This is a genomic window from Arthrobacter saudimassiliensis (assembly GCF_059090665.1).
The window spans coordinates 38516-52779 of record NZ_JBNHFX010000002.1; the positions used below are offsets into that span (position 1 = coordinate 38516).

General features: G+C 68.0%; 15 protein-coding genes and 2 pseudogenes. 7 read left to right on the forward strand and 10 right to left on the reverse strand.

All coding sequences use genetic code 11. The features are described 5' to 3' along the window. Nucleotides 1-8 precede the first annotated feature (8 nt). Nucleotides 9-707, forward strand: a complete 699-nt coding sequence (locus AC5RV6_RS07405; protein WP_494006673.1) for an MT-A70 family methyltransferase — start codon at nt 9-11, stop codon at nt 705-707. Between the two features lie 204 nt (nt 708-911). Beyond that, a pseudogene (locus tag AC5RV6_RS07410) lies at nt 912-1196 on the forward strand (helix-turn-helix domain-containing protein); the annotation flags it as partial. 443 nt (nt 1197-1639) lie between these two features. Here AC5RV6_RS07410 and AC5RV6_RS07415 read toward each other — a convergent pair. Further along, a pseudogene (locus AC5RV6_RS07415) lies at nt 1640-2392 on the reverse strand (IS481 family transposase); the annotation flags it as partial. 907 nt (nt 2393-3299) lie between these two features. Between AC5RV6_RS07415 and AC5RV6_RS07420 the strand changes: the two are divergent. After that, nucleotides 3300-4502: a low temperature requirement protein A gene (locus tag AC5RV6_RS07420; protein ID WP_494006674.1), complete on the forward strand. Its 1203-nt coding sequence runs from the start codon at nt 3300-3302 to the stop codon at nt 4500-4502. A gap of 78 nt (nt 4503-4580) precedes the next feature. Here AC5RV6_RS07420 and AC5RV6_RS07425 read toward each other — a convergent pair whose 3' ends face one another. From AC5RV6_RS07425 to bsh, 5 genes are all read right to left on the reverse strand, one after another. Beyond that, nucleotides 4581-5018 carry a toxin-antitoxin system YwqK family antitoxin gene (locus tag AC5RV6_RS07425; protein WP_494006675.1) on the reverse strand — a complete coding sequence of 146 codons (438 nt, stop codon included), beginning with the start codon at nt 5016-5018 and terminating at the stop codon, nt 4581-4583. Then, nucleotides 5015-5407 (reverse strand): VOC family protein, encoded by a 393-nt coding sequence (locus tag AC5RV6_RS07430; RefSeq protein WP_494006676.1) that lies wholly within the window; start codon nt 5405-5407, stop codon nt 5015-5017. The genes AC5RV6_RS07425 and AC5RV6_RS07430 overlap by 4 nt, the downstream gene beginning before the upstream one ends. Before the next feature lie 2 nt (nt 5408-5409). Then, nucleotides 5410-5688 carry an ArsR/SmtB family transcription factor gene (locus AC5RV6_RS07435; protein ID WP_494006677.1) on the reverse strand — a complete coding sequence of 93 codons (279 nt, stop codon included), beginning with the start codon at nt 5686-5688 and terminating at the stop codon, nt 5410-5412. A gap of 169 nt (nt 5689-5857) precedes the next feature. Continuing rightward, complete coding sequence (locus AC5RV6_RS07440; RefSeq protein ID WP_494006678.1) at nt 5858-6220, reverse strand: DUF1801 domain-containing protein; 363 nt, start codon at nt 6218-6220, stop codon at nt 5858-5860. Between the two features lie 434 nt (nt 6221-6654). Continuing rightward, nucleotides 6655-7602, reverse strand: a complete 948-nt coding sequence (gene bsh, locus AC5RV6_RS07445; protein ID WP_494006679.1) for a choloylglycine hydrolase — start codon at nt 7600-7602, stop codon at nt 6655-6657. 502 nt (nt 7603-8104) lie between these two features. Between bsh and AC5RV6_RS07450 the strand changes: the two genes are divergently transcribed. Further along, the gene (locus tag AC5RV6_RS07450) at nt 8105-9661 is read left to right on the forward strand and encodes an FAD-dependent monooxygenase (RefSeq protein WP_494006680.1); all 1557 of its coding nucleotides are present in this window, start codon (nt 8105-8107) and stop codon (nt 9659-9661) included. Nucleotides 9662-9685: 24 nt separating this feature from the next. Here the strand turns inward: AC5RV6_RS07450 and AC5RV6_RS07455 are convergent, their stop codons facing one another. The 4 genes from AC5RV6_RS07455 to AC5RV6_RS07470 form a co-directional block, all read right to left on the reverse strand. Further along, nucleotides 9686-10216 carry a TetR/AcrR family transcriptional regulator gene (locus AC5RV6_RS07455; RefSeq protein ID WP_494006681.1) on the reverse strand — a complete coding sequence of 177 codons (531 nt, stop codon included), beginning with the start codon at nt 10214-10216 and terminating at the stop codon, nt 9686-9688. After that, nucleotides 10209-10424: a hypothetical protein gene (locus AC5RV6_RS07460; RefSeq protein WP_494006682.1), complete on the reverse strand. Its 216-nt coding sequence runs from the start codon at nt 10422-10424 to the stop codon at nt 10209-10211. Before AC5RV6_RS07460 ends, AC5RV6_RS07455 begins: the two co-directional genes overlap by 8 nt. Nucleotides 10425-10499: 75 nt before the next feature. Further along, on the reverse strand, nt 10500-11294 hold the full coding sequence (locus tag AC5RV6_RS07465; protein ID WP_494006683.1) for an NAD(P)H-dependent oxidoreductase: 795 nt from the start codon (nt 11292-11294) through the stop codon (nt 10500-10502). After that, nucleotides 11294-11917 (reverse strand): TetR/AcrR family transcriptional regulator, encoded by a 624-nt coding sequence (locus tag AC5RV6_RS07470; RefSeq protein ID WP_494006684.1) that lies wholly within the window; start codon nt 11915-11917, stop codon nt 11294-11296. Before AC5RV6_RS07470 ends, AC5RV6_RS07465 begins: the two co-directional genes overlap by 1 nt. A gap of 150 nt (nt 11918-12067) precedes the next feature. On the opposite strand from AC5RV6_RS07470, the gene AC5RV6_RS07475 reads away from it, so the two are divergent. Genes AC5RV6_RS07475 through AC5RV6_RS07485 form a run of 3 tightly spaced genes read left to right on the forward strand, consistent with a single transcriptional unit; the run spans nt 12068 to nt 14211 of the window. Further along, the gene (locus AC5RV6_RS07475; RefSeq protein ID WP_494006685.1) at nt 12068-13069 is read left to right on the forward strand and encodes an FAD-dependent oxidoreductase; all 1002 of its coding nucleotides are present in this window, start codon (nt 12068-12070) and stop codon (nt 13067-13069) included. A 48-nt stretch (nt 13070-13117) separates the two neighbouring features. Beyond that, on the forward strand, nt 13118-13462 hold the full coding sequence (locus AC5RV6_RS07480; protein WP_494006686.1) for an ArsR/SmtB family transcription factor: 345 nt from the start codon (nt 13118-13120) through the stop codon (nt 13460-13462). After that, nucleotides 13462-14211, forward strand: coding sequence for a cation efflux transmembrane domain-containing protein (locus tag AC5RV6_RS07485; RefSeq protein ID WP_494006687.1), 750 nt, complete (start codon nt 13462-13464; stop codon nt 14209-14211). The genes AC5RV6_RS07480 and AC5RV6_RS07485 overlap by 1 nt, the downstream gene beginning before the upstream one ends. Nucleotides 14212-14264: the final 53 nt, after the last annotated feature.

Consider the following 14264-nt stretch of genomic DNA (forward strand, 5'->3'; position numbering starts at 1 on the left):
TTGCAATCATGACTAGTCTTCCTCGCCCTGCTCCTCTGCGTGCCGATGTAGCGCCCACGCCGTTCACACCCCTCCCTGTTGTCGAGGGCGGCTTCCAGACCGTCCTGGCGGACCCACCGTGGCGCTTCCAGAATCGAACTGGCAAGGTTGCTCCTGAGCATCGCAGGCTCGACCGCTATGACACGATGACGCTTGAGGACATCAAAGCCCTTCCCGTTGAAGCGCATCTCGCGAAAAACGCCCACCTCTACCTCTGGGTTCCCAACGCCCTATTGCCTGAGGGACTCGAAGTGATGAAAGCGTGGGGCTTTAGATACGTGAGTAACGTGGTATGGGCTAAGCGGCGGAAGGACGGCGGTCCGGACGGCCGCGGAGTGGGGTTCTATTTCCGCAATGTCACCGAGATTATTCTCTTTGGCGTGCGAGGATCAATGAGGACCCTTCCCCCTGCCCGTAGTCAAGTCAACATGATCGAAACAAGAAAGCGTGAGCATTCGCGTAAGCCCGACGAGCAATATGAGTTCATTGAGCTTTGCTCTCCGGGTCCGTATCTGGAGATGTTTGCTCGCTACCCCCGGGCTGGGTGGCATGTGTGGGGCAATGAGGCCGACCATGAAGAGACAGCCCCTCGGGGGAAAGTGCACAAAGGATACGAGGGTGGAGCCATCGAGCGCCCTGTCAGTGGGCTGGAAGCAGCCGAATTGTAGGAGGTACTGCTAGAGGTCGCCGCTCCAAAGGGCGGCCTCTAGCTCTACTGAGTCAGTAGGTTGTTTACACGTGGATAGGTGAAGACCTCTTAGGTTGGTGGCTGCGAAAACAAGCCGAGCCTAAGAGGTCTTCATGTCCCGCCGTAATGCCCGTTTGGTTCCGGCCGGAAGAATGATCCTGATCCAGCGCGTTCTCGCCGGCCGGCAGCTCATGTTGCTAAGGAGATGGGCATCTCCCGCACCACGGCCTATAAGTGGGTGAACCGGTTTCGGGCCGAAGGGCCGGCGGGCTTGCTGGATAGGTGCTCACGTCCGGAGAGCTCCGTACGCGACCAGCGCGGAGAAGGCTGCGGAAGTTATCCGGGCCAGGCCCAAGCACCGTACCGGACCTGCGGACCTGGCTGCCCGGACCGGAGTCAAGGCCAGGACAGTGTCCCGGAACCTTGCCCGGGGCCGGGATGGCGCATCTGTGGGAACTGGACCCACTGACCGGGGTCCGGATCCGGGCCGCACCGGCCACGGACCGCCGCTATGAACGCGAGGCGCCCGGGGACATGAGCCACATCGATGTGAAGAAACTCGGCCGGATCCCGGACGGGGGCGGGTGGCGGGCGGACCCGAACCAGTCCGCCCGCAACCACAACACCGGCCACACGAAAGTCGGTTTCGACTACGTCCATGTCGCGGTCGATGACCACTCACGACGGCGTTCGTCGAAATCCAGCCCGATGACAAAGGACCTACCTGCGCGGGGTTCCTCACCCGCGCCGCAGCGTTCATGGCCTCCCACGGGGCACCGGTGAAACGAGTCATGACCGACAACGCCTTCGCGTACCGGCTTTCCAAGGACTTTCAGGCCGCGCTCACCGCCCTGAACACCAAACACGTGCTCATCAAGCCCAGGCATCTCTGGCAGAACGGCAAAGCCGTTTGATGCCCGGCCCCAACGCCTGGGCGAAAGTGTGGGAACGGTAGCAGGAACCGTTGTCGGTGAGGACCCGGAGCACGGTGATGTTGTGGGATGCGAAGAACTCGTGGGCGCGCTGCCAGAACTCGGCGGCGGTCTCTTTCTTCTTATCGGTGAGGATCTCGGAACAGGCCAGCCGGGAATGGTCATCCACGGCGTGGTGTAGGTAGGCGTAGCCGGGCCTGCGATTGGCCTCGGTCCGGGTCTTGTTGCGTTTCCCGGTGGCCCGGCCGAGCATCCTATGTCCGCCTCCATCCGGGATCCGCCCGAGCTTCTTGATATCCACGTGCACCAAATCCCCGGGGTGCTGGTGTTCGTAGCGGACAGGTTTGGGCCGGCGGACCGGCAGGCCGGTGGCCTGATCCAGATGCGAAAGCACAGGCATGCGGTACCGGCGCAGGACCTTCTCAACGGTGGACCGGGGCAGATGCAGGTGGTGGGCGATCCGGTGCGGTCCCCAGAGCTGGTTGAACCGGAGCGCGATGATCCGCCGCTCGGTACGCGCAGGCGTTTGATGCGGGCAGGACAACGGCCACGAGGAAAGGTCGTGCATCCCCGATGGTCCTCGGGTGCGGTATCTGTCGGCCCATTTCTTCGCTGTTGCCGGTGAGCAGCTGAACCGCTCAGCAGCCCGGCGAAGCGGCCATCCCGACTCGACCCTGAGTTTTGCCAGTCGCAGTCGTCCGGTTTCGGTCAGGGGTGCGTTAGCGTCGGTCACGAGGGTCTCCGTTGGCCGATACGAGTGTCTTGCCACGCCGTTCACAACCTCCGTAAGAGCTACAGCTAGACTTCTACAACTATCAACGCCCACACGGCAGCCTCGGAGGCAAAGCACACACCCGGTGTCAACAACGTACTGACTGAGTACACCTAGCAGCAAGAGCGAAGCACTGTCGGTGGTCTTTGCTGCTTGTTCTCCGACATTTGCAACGCTGGTGGACTGGGCGGAGCATGGGCACTTGTGCGCCAACAAGTCGATTGCGTGCCACTTAGTGGGCGGGAGTGCCTTGTCTAGGCCTGACTACCTCTTGCGTCGCGGCCGTTTGGCGTCAGCTTGTCCTTGCGGTGGCTAGGCACGGCGCGCAGCGGGAGACAGGGACTCGGGTAACTTCTGCAAATCTCATCTAGGTAGCGGTGCTGGTCAATGTCGTAGCGGGGGTTCGTGTGATCTGAAACCGGGTTCCGATGGCAGCATCGAACGGGTTTCGTGACGAGCTGCTCCCCGAGCCGCTGCCGGAAGAGCGATGCAGGAGTCAGTCGATCACGGTTGCTTTCGATCAACCCAAACCTGGTATCGCCGGGCTCGGCGCGTACGGGTCGTCCTTTGTCCACTGTTAGGCATAATCCACGAGGAGACAAAGTCCGGTATACGTCTTCTTGGAATGATTTGCCTGGTTCCCGGCCGCTCTGTCCTCCACCACGCCCATCTCCTGCAGGCGCGCAAGGCCCCGGAAATGTACCTCTCGCTGTCCCGGTAGTCCAAATCACCACGCATCGCTGCGCAAACGTCGATGGCGAGTATCAACCGCCTAGCGTCCCGCTGGCCACCACTGCCTATATCGCGCCGCGCCGTTCTGCTGGGTACGGTAGAACGCCAGCGGACCTTCGCACCGGCAGGGGCCACCGTGATCCGACAGCTACAGCGCCGCAGCGACGCCGCAGGGGACCGGGCGGCGACCCTGGAACTCTTCTACGACCTGGTGTTCGTCTTCGCGATCACCCAGGTCTCGCACCTGCTGCTCAAACATCTCGACTGGGCCGGCGCCGGGCAGGCGCTGATCATCCTGCTCGCCGTCTGGTGGTCCTGGAACTACACCACCTGGGCTACCAACGAACTGAACCCGGAATCCAACCCGGTCCGCCTGCTGCTCATCGCGCTGATGCTCGCCGGGCTGCTGATGGCGGTCGCCATCCCCGACGCCTTCGACGACAAGGGACTGCTGTTCGCCGGCGCCTACGTCGCCATCCAGGTCGGACGGCACCTGTTCCTGACCTTCATGTCAGCCGAGGCCGGCAGCAACGAGCGCCTGCGCGCCGGCCGCATCCTCATCTGGTTCATCGTCGCCGGCTGCTTCTGGATCGCCGGCGGCGTCGCCGACGACGGCGCCCGCATCGGCCTCTGGCTGATCGCCCTCGCGCTGGACTACGGGGCGCCGCTGGTGCTGTTCCGGGTGCCGGGGCTGCCCCGGATCTCCGCCGCGGCCTGGCAGCCCGTGGCAGGCCACTTCGCCGAGCGCTTCGGACTGTTCATCATCGTGGCCCTGGGCGAGACCATCATCATCACCGGCACCACCACCACAGACCTGGACCTGGACACCGTCACCGTCACCGCCTTCTGCATCGCCTTCCTCGGCACCGCGGCCCTGTGGTGGCTTTACTTCACCTCGACCCGTGAGCTGGCCGAGCACGCCCTGGCCGAACGCACCGCAGCCCAGCCCGGCGCCCGAACCCAGCTGGCCCGCGACGCCTACACCTACGGACACGTGCTGCTCGTCGCCGGCATCATCCTCAGCGCCGTCGGCGACGAACTCGTGCTCGCCCACGCCACCGATCACCTCCACCCCGCCGAGCTGACCGCCGTCGTCGGCGGGCCGATGATTTATCTCCTGGCCCAGGCGGTGCTGCGGCTGCGCGTGGCCCGCGCCCTCAGCTACCGGCGGGTCATCGGCGCCGGCGCCTGCGGCATCGTCTGGCTGGTGGGCGGGCACCTGCCGGCTCTGGCGGTCTCCTCGCTGCTGGTCGCCGTCCTCATCGCCGTGGTTCTGGCCGATGAACGGGAACGGCTCCGCCCGGCCGTGCCGTCCCCGCCGAAGCACCGCCGGCCCTGACCGTCGGGGTGATACCTGACCGTCGAGGCGATAAAGGGGCCGTGGCGGCAAAACCGCAGAGCCGCAAGGCCAGTTCCGTCAGTCAGGGATCAGCGGGCCTTTGTGCCGCTTGACCTGCTTGACGCTGCCATCCGCGTTGAAGGTGCGCCATTCGCCGGCCTTGCGGTCCTCTTCATAGGCTCCGGAGTCCAGCCGCTGTCCGGCGGCGTTCCAGCGCTCCCAGACCCCGTGCTTGGCGCCGCTGCGGAAACTGCCGCGCTGCATGAGGCCGCCGTTCGCGCGGTACCAGGTCCAGTCGCCGTCGAGCTCATCATCGCGAAAGGAGCCCTCGGAGCGAAGCCGACCATCGGAGGCATAGTGGCACCACACGCCCTGCCGCTTGCCGTCCACGTACTCGCCGACCATCACCCCGCCGTGGGGATCCGGGTCGGTCCACGGCCCCTGCTTCAGCCCCCGGCCGTCGACGTCATCCGGTGTCTGCGGAAGAGCCCCCGGCTTCAAATCCCCGCCGCTCACGCCGGGCTGACCAGCTGGATCAGGTTGCCGCACGTGTCGTCCAGCACCGCGGTGCGCACCGGACCGCCGTCCACGGGCGGCTGCACAAAGACAACGCCTTTCGCGCTGAGTTCGCGGTGGGCAGCATCCACGTCGTCCACCGCGAACGACGCCGCCGGAATGCCCTGCTCCGCCAGTGCCCGGGTGTACTCCTGGGCCGCAGGATTCTCGTCCGGCTCGAGAAGCAGTTCCATTCCGTCCGGATCATCCGCCCCGGTCACCGTCAGCCAGCGATACTCACCCAGCGGCACATCGTTCTTCGGCACAAAGCCCAGGTTCTCCGTGTAGAACGCCAGCGCCTTCGCCTGGTCATCCACAAACACGCTCATCACATGCAGTCGCGCTTTCATTTTCATCTGTCCTCTCCTGCAAGCGGCCACCGCTGAACGATCTCGCGCAGCGGCTCGGTGTCCAAGGTGTGGAACTTGGTCCGCCCCACCCGCTCCGCACGGACCAGGCCACACTCCTCCAGCACGGCCAGATGCTGTGAGATGGCCTGCCGCGACGACCCGATGCCCAGCACGGCCAGCCGCGTGCAGATCTCAAACAGGCTCATCCGCTGCCGCTCAACCAGCAGATCCAGGATCTGCCGGCGGGTCGCGTCAGCGAGGGCCCGGTAAACATCCGCCATGCCCGCAGGATAGGCAAGCGAGGACTTGCCTGTCTACGGGTAGCGCAAACCCTAATGAACCGACCACAGGCGGGAAGCCCGCAAACGCCGTCGGACGCCGCGCCGGCGCCCACTCGGACGCCGACGCGACGCCGCACCGGTCAGTAACCCACGATGGAGCTCCTGCGGGTCAGGAGAACGCGGTCCGCACCAGGCCGGCGACCTTGGTGAGGGTGGCGTCGTCAATCTCCTCGAGGAACCAGGCCGAGGGCAGCAGCGTGGTGCCGGGTTCACGTTCGACCCTTGCCTTCTCCGACAGGCCGAGCGACATCACCCCGTCATCGAGACGGAAGAACACCAGCACCGGTGCGCTGCGCCCGACGGCGTAGCCGGGCGCTCCGTACCAGATGCGCGGCTTCAGCTTCGGCCCGGCGGCCATGATGGCCTCGTGCAGCTGCCTGCCGATCGCCGCGTAGGGCTCCGACCAGCCGGCGATTTTGTCCAGGACCGCCTGCTGGTCCTTCGTCGCCTTGTCCGTGGTTGTCAGGGACATGATTCCCACCTTCTCTCGCGCCGCATCCGCGGCTTGGGTGAACTCAACCGCCCCGGGCGGGGCCGGCTGGGCAATCTCCACCGCGGACATGTCCCGGCCCTTGGCCAGTCCTCTCCGCGAATGTGTCAGACGAGCACTTCGTCATCGACTGCGCGAGGGCACGCATGGTGCCGGCACCCACGATAGCAAGGGAGGTATGTCACAGTCAGCAGTTTCCTCCGCCGCGCCTGCCCACGACGAGGGCGACGGCGTTCGCTGCGGAAGCCGCCGTCGTGCCTTGTCCTGTGGTTGCCGGTGGCGGGCCGGCTCCGGTAGGAATGCACGCATGACGGAGAACCGCAGCGGAAATCATCCCGAGCTGAAGCGCAGGCAGCGTCAGATGCTGATCGGAGTGGGAGCAGGAATCATCCGCCGCCTCCCGCAAACCCGCAGACTTAGACGACCACCAGCTCCGCGCCGTCGGCCGCATAATCGTCCATCGCCGCGCTCTGCACCGACGGGTCGTCGTAGGTGTTCCAGTAGTAGGTCTTGGTCCGGGAGGAGAAGAGCCCGGTGTAGATGGTCTTCTCGAACTCGCCGGACTCCATCGCCGCGCTGCCCTCCACCATGGCGACCTGCTGCAGGGTGTGGAACGCGCGGCTGACGTTCTCCTTCTCCGTGGTCTTGTCCGGATAGTGCGCGTGCACATAGGCCGCCCGTACGAACCGCGACGGCGAGTAGTAGTCGCCCGGAATGCCGCGCATCAGGGAGCCGGAGCCGAACGGCACCAGGTCCGCCCGGTTCAGCACCACCTTTTCCGGATACTCGGGGGAGGCGTTGAGGTAGTTGCGCAGGTTCTCGTGGTGCCACATGAAGCCGGGCTGGTTCGCCAGGACATCCACGTCGTCGTCGAACACATGCATGCCGTCGGCCGTGTACTCCACGATGATGGCCCGCTGCGCGTCACCGATGATCCAGTGCAGCAGCGAGCTCGGATACTTCTCGTTGATCGGCTTGTCCACGATCACGACGTCGGCGAGCGCCGCCTCCACCTCGTCCACCGTGGCGAACTGGGACGCCACCCAGAGCGGGAACTCGTAGGCGGCGACGTTGGTCGCGCCGTCGGACGGCTGGGACGCGTACTGGGCGTAGCCGGGGAAGTTGAGTCCGGCGACGGCCAGGCCGGCGTCGTTCCCGCAGTCGAAGTACAGCGGGGTGTCCTCCTCCACGATGCCCATGCCCATCACCGCGTGCCGGATCTCCGGCACCGCGCCGAACGGCGACTTGATCGCGAACCTGGTGGGAGTGAGCACCACCCGCTCACCGTAGCCGGAGGTCCAGTCGAGGTTGCGGGCCAGATAGAGGTTGCCGCTGCCGTCAGAGAATCGGATGCCTGTGCACATAAGGATGCTCCCTGCTGTGGGCGAAGCTTCGACGGAGCAGCTGGCATCCGTCGTTGGCTCGCTTGTCCGGTGGGCCAGGGCGGAGGGCTGTAGACGCGGTGCCGCACCGTGCTGACCCGGTCGCCTTTTCCGCCGGTTTCAGTCTGGTTCGCGTCCCGGCCAACGGCAAGACCACGACGCCGGAAGCCAGCCGTCAGGGCCCGGGACGCCGCTCAGACGAAGGTCCGGAAGGAGGAGAGCGGTGGGCGTCACCACCACCGGGTGTCCCGAGGCGGGCGCGGAGAGACAACGCCGTGCCGGGGAGGGGGGAGAGGCCAGAGAAAAGCAGTCCACGCTGCCTGCCCTTTTCAGTTTAGGCCCGGACCCCGGGCTTGCGGCAAGGCCGGGGCAGGGGTGGAAAATGATCAGCCGCGGCCCGAAACGACGCCGGATTCCCGGCAACGCACCCAGCACCCCTACCCGTCCTCTGCCCGGCCGCGATGAACGAATCGAGGCACCCGAAATGTTCGACGTCCTCATTGCCGGCGCCGGCCCCACCGGAGTCTTCCTCGCCGCCGAGCTGCGGCTGCAGGGCCTGGCCCCGCTGGTCCTGGACAAAGACCCGGAACCCACCACGGTGGACCGCGCCCAGGGCCTGCACGCGCGCAGCATCGAAATCCTGGACAGCCGCGGCCTCGCCGGCCCGCTCCTGGACGCCGGCACCCGGTACCCGGCGGACGGCTTCTTCGCCGGCATCACCCCGGCCCGCCGCGTGCAGCTGGACAGCACCCACCCCTACGTCCTGGGCATTCCGCAGACCGTCACCGAACGCCTGCTCACCGAGCACGCCCTCGTTCGGGGCATCGAAATCCGCCGCGGCGCCGAGGTCACCGGGTTTACCCAGGACGACGACGCCGTCACCGCCGTCCTGGCCGACGGCACCGAGCTGCGGGCCCGCTGGCTGGTCGGCGCCGACGGCGGGCGCAGCACCGTGCGCCGCGCCGCCGGCATCGGGTTCCCCGGCGAACCGCCGAAACGGGAATGGATCCGCGCCGACGCGGAAGTCACCGCCGACCCGGAGGAGGTGGCCGCCGTCGTCGCCCGCGTCCGCGACACCCACCGCGACTTCGGGCTGATGGCCGGGGCAGACGGCGGATACGGCATCGTGGTGCCCGCCGACGGCGTGGCCGAGGACCGCACCAGCCCGCCCATCCTGGCCGAGCTGCGTGAGCAGCTGCGCCGCTATGCCGGCACCGACTTCGGCGTGCATTCCCCGCGCTGGCTCTCCCGCTTCGGTGACGCGACCCGGCTGGCCGAGCGGTATCGAAGCGGCCGGGTGCTGCTGGCCGGCGACGCCGCGCATGTGCATCCGCCGTTCGGCGGGCAGGGCCTGAACCTGGGCCTGCAGGACGCGTTCAACCTCGGCTGGAAACTCGCCGCCGTCGTGCAGGGCTGGGCGCCGCGGGGCCTGCTGGACAGCTATGAGGCGGAACGCCGTCCGGTGGCCGCGGCGGTGCTGGACAACACCCGCGCTTCCTCCGAGCTCGCCTCGCAGGAGCCCGGTGCCCAGGCGGTGCGCCGGCTGCTCGCCGAACTGATGGAGTTCCCTGAGGTGCACCGGCACCTGATCGAGAAGGTCACCGCCCTCGGCGTCCGGTACGACGTCGGCTACGGCGACGATGCTGCCATTGACATCCCGGAGCCGGCCCTGGAGCTGCTGGGCCGTCGGCTGCCGGACCGCCCGCTGAAGGAGGCCAGCGTGTTCGAGCTGCTGCGCACCGGCCGCGGTCTGCTGCTCGATGCCACCGGCACCTACACTGCGGACGGCTGGGCGGACCGGGTGGATACCGTCACGGATCCCGGCTTCCGCGTTGGCGCCGACACGGGCGTGGCCGACACGTCGGAGGACGACGCCGTCACGGCGGTCCTGCTCCGTCCGGACGGACACGTCGCCTGGGCCGGCGGCTGGGCTGGCGGGGAAACCGATGGAGAAGAGGACAAGGCGGACGAGCCGGAAGGACGAGGCCGGCAGGGCCTCCAGGCGGCGCTGTTCCGCTGGTTCGGTGCACCGCGGCCGTGACCGGCGATGAGGCTGAGCGGCTGGTCAGGCCTGCAGACGCAGATTGAGGTTGTGGACGTCCAGGAACGCCAGGACGGTGCGCTCGACGAGCTCCTGGCGCCGGGGAAGGGGGAGGACGAGACACTGGGCGGCGGTGCCATCGATGAGGGCCAGCAGCTGGTCTGCCTGGATTTCAGGAACTCCCGCTCCGGCAAACCATTGCCTCAGTTCCGCGTCGGTGCGTGCCGCCTCGCCGGCCAGCTGGGCATCCCGGGCGGCCATTTCCGTATACGCCAGCCACACCCGGGCCCGGCGTTCCCTGGCCTCGTCGAGGGGCAGCCAGTGCAGGACCAGCTCGCTGAGCGTCCGGGGTTCCGCCGCCGCAACAGCGGCGAGAAACTGGTTGCTGGAGTACGCGAAACCCGCCCGGATCAGATCGCGCTTGGTCCGGAAGTAGTACTGGACCTGCGCCGGGGAGACCCCTGCCGTCTGTGCCACGGTTCGGATGCTGAGTTTGTCGACGCCCTGCTCGGCCAGTACGTCCAAGACTGCGCCGAGGATGCTTTCTTCAGCCATCGGATGGTGTCTTCTCCTTCTCACGGCGGGCAGTCCACCACGTCGCTACCAACTCAATCACACCCAGGACCGCAACGACGGCGCCGATCTGCCGCAGCCCTAGGAACGGGATCTCGATGTCGATGAGGAAGCCGAAGACCACATACATGGCTGCCCCCGCCACGAGCATCCCGGTTCCGGCAGCGATGCTCTTACGATGCTTGCTCATGACGACTCCTGACGTTGGGAAGCTGGCTATACGGTCGTACTGTACATACGTATGGCCGCTTCGACCAGAGCGCGCTCAGGAAGCCAGATGGATTCCGAGGTCCGTGCGGCCGGGCAGGATGTCGGCCCGCAGCGCCCGGGTGCCGCGGTAGTCGCCGTCGCGCAGCGTGCGGAACCGGCGTGCCGGCTCCGCGTCCAGCGACACCAGGCGCTCCCGCAGCCGCTTGGTCTCCCGGTCCACGTCGGCCGGCTCCAGCGAGTCGGCGTCGTACACCGCGTGCAGGGCCAGCGGCTCGATGCCCACGTACCAGAGCACGCCGTGGGTGATGGGGAACAGCAGTGACTCCAGATCGCCGCTGATGCCGCGCGGGCCGATGGAGCGTTCGTCCTCTCCAGCGGTGACGACGACGAGCGCCCGCCGTCCGGCCAGGCCGCCGTCGCCGTACCGGCGCGGCACGCCGAGCTCGGGATCCATGTCCCCGTAGGCGAACCGGTCGGTGAGGACCCGGTCGAACCAGCCCTTCAGGATGGCCGGCGGGCCGTACCACCAGAGCGGGAACTGCAGGACCAGCAGCTCGGCGGCGGCGAGCTTGGCCTGTTCCGCCTGCACGTCGGCGGCCAGCCGGCCGGCCGCGTAGGCGTCTCCGGCCTGTTCGGCGAGGTTTCCGGGCGCGCCGGCCAGGTCTCCGAGGTCGCGGCTGCCGAACACGGGATCAAATCCCTGCGCATACAGGTCCGACGTCGCCACCTCGTACCGCGCGGACAGCGCCTCGACGCCTTCCCGGAACAGACGGCCGTTCAGGGAGCTGGCCCGGGGATGGGCGGTAACCCAGAGGGCGGTGCCCGGCGTGGGCGGATGGAGGATCGGCATCAGGACTCCTCTGTGGCTGCTACGGACATTGGGTCGGCGTCGCCGGTGACGGCGAGGAGAACGCAGGTGAGCGTGCCGCGGGCCTGGCCGGCGCTGATCCGGCCGGCGAGCGCGGCCCGGGCCAGGGCGTCACCGGCACCGATGACCGCCTGCAGCCCGGCCGCATCGATCGGCCCGGTGAACGGTTCCAACGCGTCCCGGCACATGCCCAGATACGCGTCCTCGGCTTCCCGGCGCACCGCGGCGAGGGCAGGGGAGCCGGAGAGGGCGGCGACGACGTCGGCCAGTTCCCGGCCCTCGGCGAGGCAGCAGTCGACGTACGCGCCGGCGACCAGGCCGGCGACGGCGGGCAGCCGTGTTTCGGCCTCGGCCAGAGCGGCCGCGAGCGCCCGGCGCTGGCGGGCCTCGAACTCGCGGTACAGCTCGGCGAAGACGCCGGCGCGGTCGCCGAAGTGGTCATACACCAGGGGTTTGGTCACCCCGGCCCGGTCGGCGAGCCGGCCGAGGGTGAAGCCGTCGGTTCCGGCGTCGCGGATCAGTTCCCGGGCCGCATCGAGCAGCTGGGCGCGCCGCTCCGGCCGGGACAGCCGGCGGCGCGCTGCCGCGTGGGAGAGACCCGTCATCGTTCCTCCAGGTGCTGGAAACCATCGCTAACTTACTCGCAGTAAGTTACTCCGGGTAGGTTCGGATGGACAGACCCCCCGGGGCGGGACTTTGCCGGGTCGGGCCCCGACGTCTTCCCGGCCATTTGGCTGCTGCGTACACTGCTGCGCATGCAGCCGATTCCCTCCTCTTCTCCGCAGCCCGACGCCGGAACGGCGACCCCCGGCAAACCCGGGATCGCGGTGGTGGGGGCGGGGGTGATCGGTCTGACGACCGCGGTCGTACTGGCCGAACGCGGCTACCCGGTGGAACTGGTGTCCGCGGGCCGCGGCCGGGCCACCGCCTCGCATGCCGCCGCTGCCCTGATCGGGCCCGCGGTGCCCCTGTTCGGCGAACAGATGCTGGCCTGGACGGAGACCGGGATCCGGGAGTTCACCCGGCTCGCCCGCGACGGCGGACGCGGCGTGCGGCTTCAGGACGGCCGGCTGGCCACCGCCACCACCGACGAGACGCCGGAGTGGGCCTACCGGATTCCAGGCTACGGCCCCTGCAGCCCCGAGGAGCGGGCGGGTTTCCCGGTGGCCTTCTGGGCTGAACTGCCCATCGTGGACATGCCCCCCTACCTCGATTACCTCGAACAGCGGCTGCGGCTGGCCGGCGGCACTGTCACCGAACGGACCGTGACCGACCTGCGCGACGGCTGGCCGCCGGAGACCGTCGTGGTCAACAGCGCCGGCGCCGCCGCGGGAAAACTCGCCGCCGACGACCAGCTGACCCCGGTCTACGGGCTGAGCGTGATCGTGCCGAACCCCGGCCTGGACACCTTCTTCTATGAAGCCGCCGCCTCCGAATGGGTCTCCTGGTTCTGCCACGGCGACCGGCTAAGCCTCGGCGGGGACGCGCTGCTCCAGCCGCCGGCCGACCCGGAGGCCGCCGCGGCGGAAATCATCGCCCGCTGCGCCGCCGTCGAACCCCGGCTGCAGGGCCTCGAACCGCTCGAGATCCGCGTGGGCGCCCGGCCGATGCGGGAGACGGCGCGGCTGGAATGGGACGACGCGTCCCCGGCCCCGCTGCTGCACCACTACGGGCACGGCAGCGTGGGCGTGACGACGTCCTGGGGTGCCGCCTTCGACGCCGCGGACCTGATCGAGGAGGAGCTGCCGGGAGCCTGACGGGCCCAGCCCCGTGAACGGTACAGCGATCTATGTACTATAAGGGCCATGGAAACGCTGACCGATCACTCCGTGCTGGCCAGATTTGGATATGCCCTGTCCGACCCGATCCGCGCGCAGGTGCTGCTGGCCCTGCGCCGGGGGCCGTCGTACCCCGGCGACCTGGCCGAGCTCGCGGGGGTGAGCAAGCAGCGTCTTTCCAACCACCTCAGTTGCCTCCGGAGCTGCGGGCTGGTCGTTACCGTCCCGCAGGGGCGCAAGGTCCGCTACGAACTGGCTGACAGCAAACTGGGCGAGGCACTGGATGCCCTGCTCGGCGCCGCCGTGATCGCCCAGCCGGAGTGCTGCTGCACCACAGGGCCGAACCCTGGCAGCGAAGGGGGCTGCTGCTGATGGCCGCCTCCGGTGGCCCGGCACCGGCGTCGACACCGGACGCGCAGCGGCGGGCCGTGCTGTCCCGTCGGATCCGGTTCTTCGTTGGCGCCACCATAACCTACAACGTCATTGAAGCAGTCGTCGCGATCAGCGCCGGAACGGCCGCATCTTCCAGCGCCCTGATCGGGTTTGGACTGGACTCCATGGTCGAAGTCCTCTCGGCGGCGGCCGTGGCCTGGCAGTTCGCGGGCCGGGATCCGGAAACGCGGGAGAAGACCGCCCTGCGGCTGATCGCCTTCTCCTTCTTCGGCCTCGCCGCGTTCGTGACCTTCGAGGCGCTTCGCAGCCTGTTCGGCGCAGCGGAAGCCCAGCATTCACCCGTGGGAATCGTCCTGGCAGCGGTCAGCCTGGCGGTCATGCCCTTCCTGTCCTGGGCCCAGCGTCGGGCGGGGCGCGAGCTGGGGTCCCGCAGCGCGGTGGCGGATTCCAAACAGACGCTGCTGTGCACATATCTGTCCGGGGTGCTGCTGGCCGGTCTGCTGCTGAACAGCACACTGGGCTGGTCCTGGGCGGATCCGCTCGCTGCCCTGGTCATCGCCGTCGTCGCCGTCAAGGAAGGCCTGGAAGCGTGGAAGGGTGACTCCTGCTGCGCGCCGTCGTTCAAAGGCGTCGACGCCGGCGTCGGCGAAGACGCCTGCGGGAGCGGACGGGACGGCACTTCTGAGCCGTGCTGCAGCACCGACACCACGCCGTCCCGGTCCGCCTGACAGGTTCAGCAGGGGGCGTCCGGGCCGACGGTGAGCGGTGGCGGGGGCCCGGT

What these genes read in the sequence shown, in the direction of transcription:
- AC5RV6_RS07430 (WP_494006676.1), bottom strand. Translation starts at nt 5,407, where the DNA reads ATGAAAGCGCGACTGCATGTGATGAGCGTGTTTGTGGATGACCAGGCG.
- AC5RV6_RS07485 (WP_494006687.1), top strand. Translation starts at nt 13,462, where the DNA reads ATGGCCGCCTCCGGTGGCCCGGCACCGGCGTCGACACCGGACGCGCAG.
- AC5RV6_RS07405 (WP_494006673.1), top strand. Translation starts at nt 9, where the DNA reads ATGACTAGTCTTCCTCGCCCTGCTCCTCTGCGTGCCGATGTAGCGCCC.
- AC5RV6_RS07455 (WP_494006681.1), bottom strand. Translation starts at nt 10,216, where the DNA reads ATGGCTGAAGAAAGCATCCTCGGCGCAGTCTTGGACGTACTGGCCGAG.
- AC5RV6_RS07480 (WP_494006686.1), top strand. Translation starts at nt 13,118, where the DNA reads ATGGAAACGCTGACCGATCACTCCGTGCTGGCCAGATTTGGATATGCC.
- bsh (WP_494006679.1), bottom strand. Translation starts at nt 7,602, where the DNA reads ATGTGCACAGGCATCCGATTCTCTGACGGCAGCGGCAACCTCTATCTG.
- AC5RV6_RS07475 (WP_494006685.1), top strand. Translation starts at nt 12,068, where the DNA reads ATGCAGCCGATTCCCTCCTCTTCTCCGCAGCCCGACGCCGGAACGGCG.
- AC5RV6_RS07460 (WP_494006682.1), bottom strand. Translation starts at nt 10,424, where the DNA reads ATGAGCAAGCATCGTAAGAGCATCGCTGCCGGAACCGGGATGCTCGTG.
- AC5RV6_RS07450 (WP_494006680.1), top strand. Translation starts at nt 8,105, where the DNA reads ATGTTCGACGTCCTCATTGCCGGCGCCGGCCCCACCGGAGTCTTCCTC.
- AC5RV6_RS07465 (WP_494006683.1), bottom strand. Translation starts at nt 11,294, where the DNA reads ATGCCGATCCTCCATCCGCCCACGCCGGGCACCGCCCTCTGGGTTACC.
- AC5RV6_RS07440 (WP_494006678.1), bottom strand. Translation starts at nt 6,220, where the DNA reads ATGTCCCTGACAACCACGGACAAGGCGACGAAGGACCAGCAGGCGGTC.
- AC5RV6_RS07435 (WP_494006677.1), bottom strand. Translation starts at nt 5,688, where the DNA reads ATGGCGGATGTTTACCGGGCCCTCGCTGACGCGACCCGCCGGCAGATC.
- AC5RV6_RS07470 (WP_494006684.1), bottom strand. Translation starts at nt 11,917, where the DNA reads ATGACGGGTCTCTCCCACGCGGCAGCGCGCCGCCGGCTGTCCCGGCCG.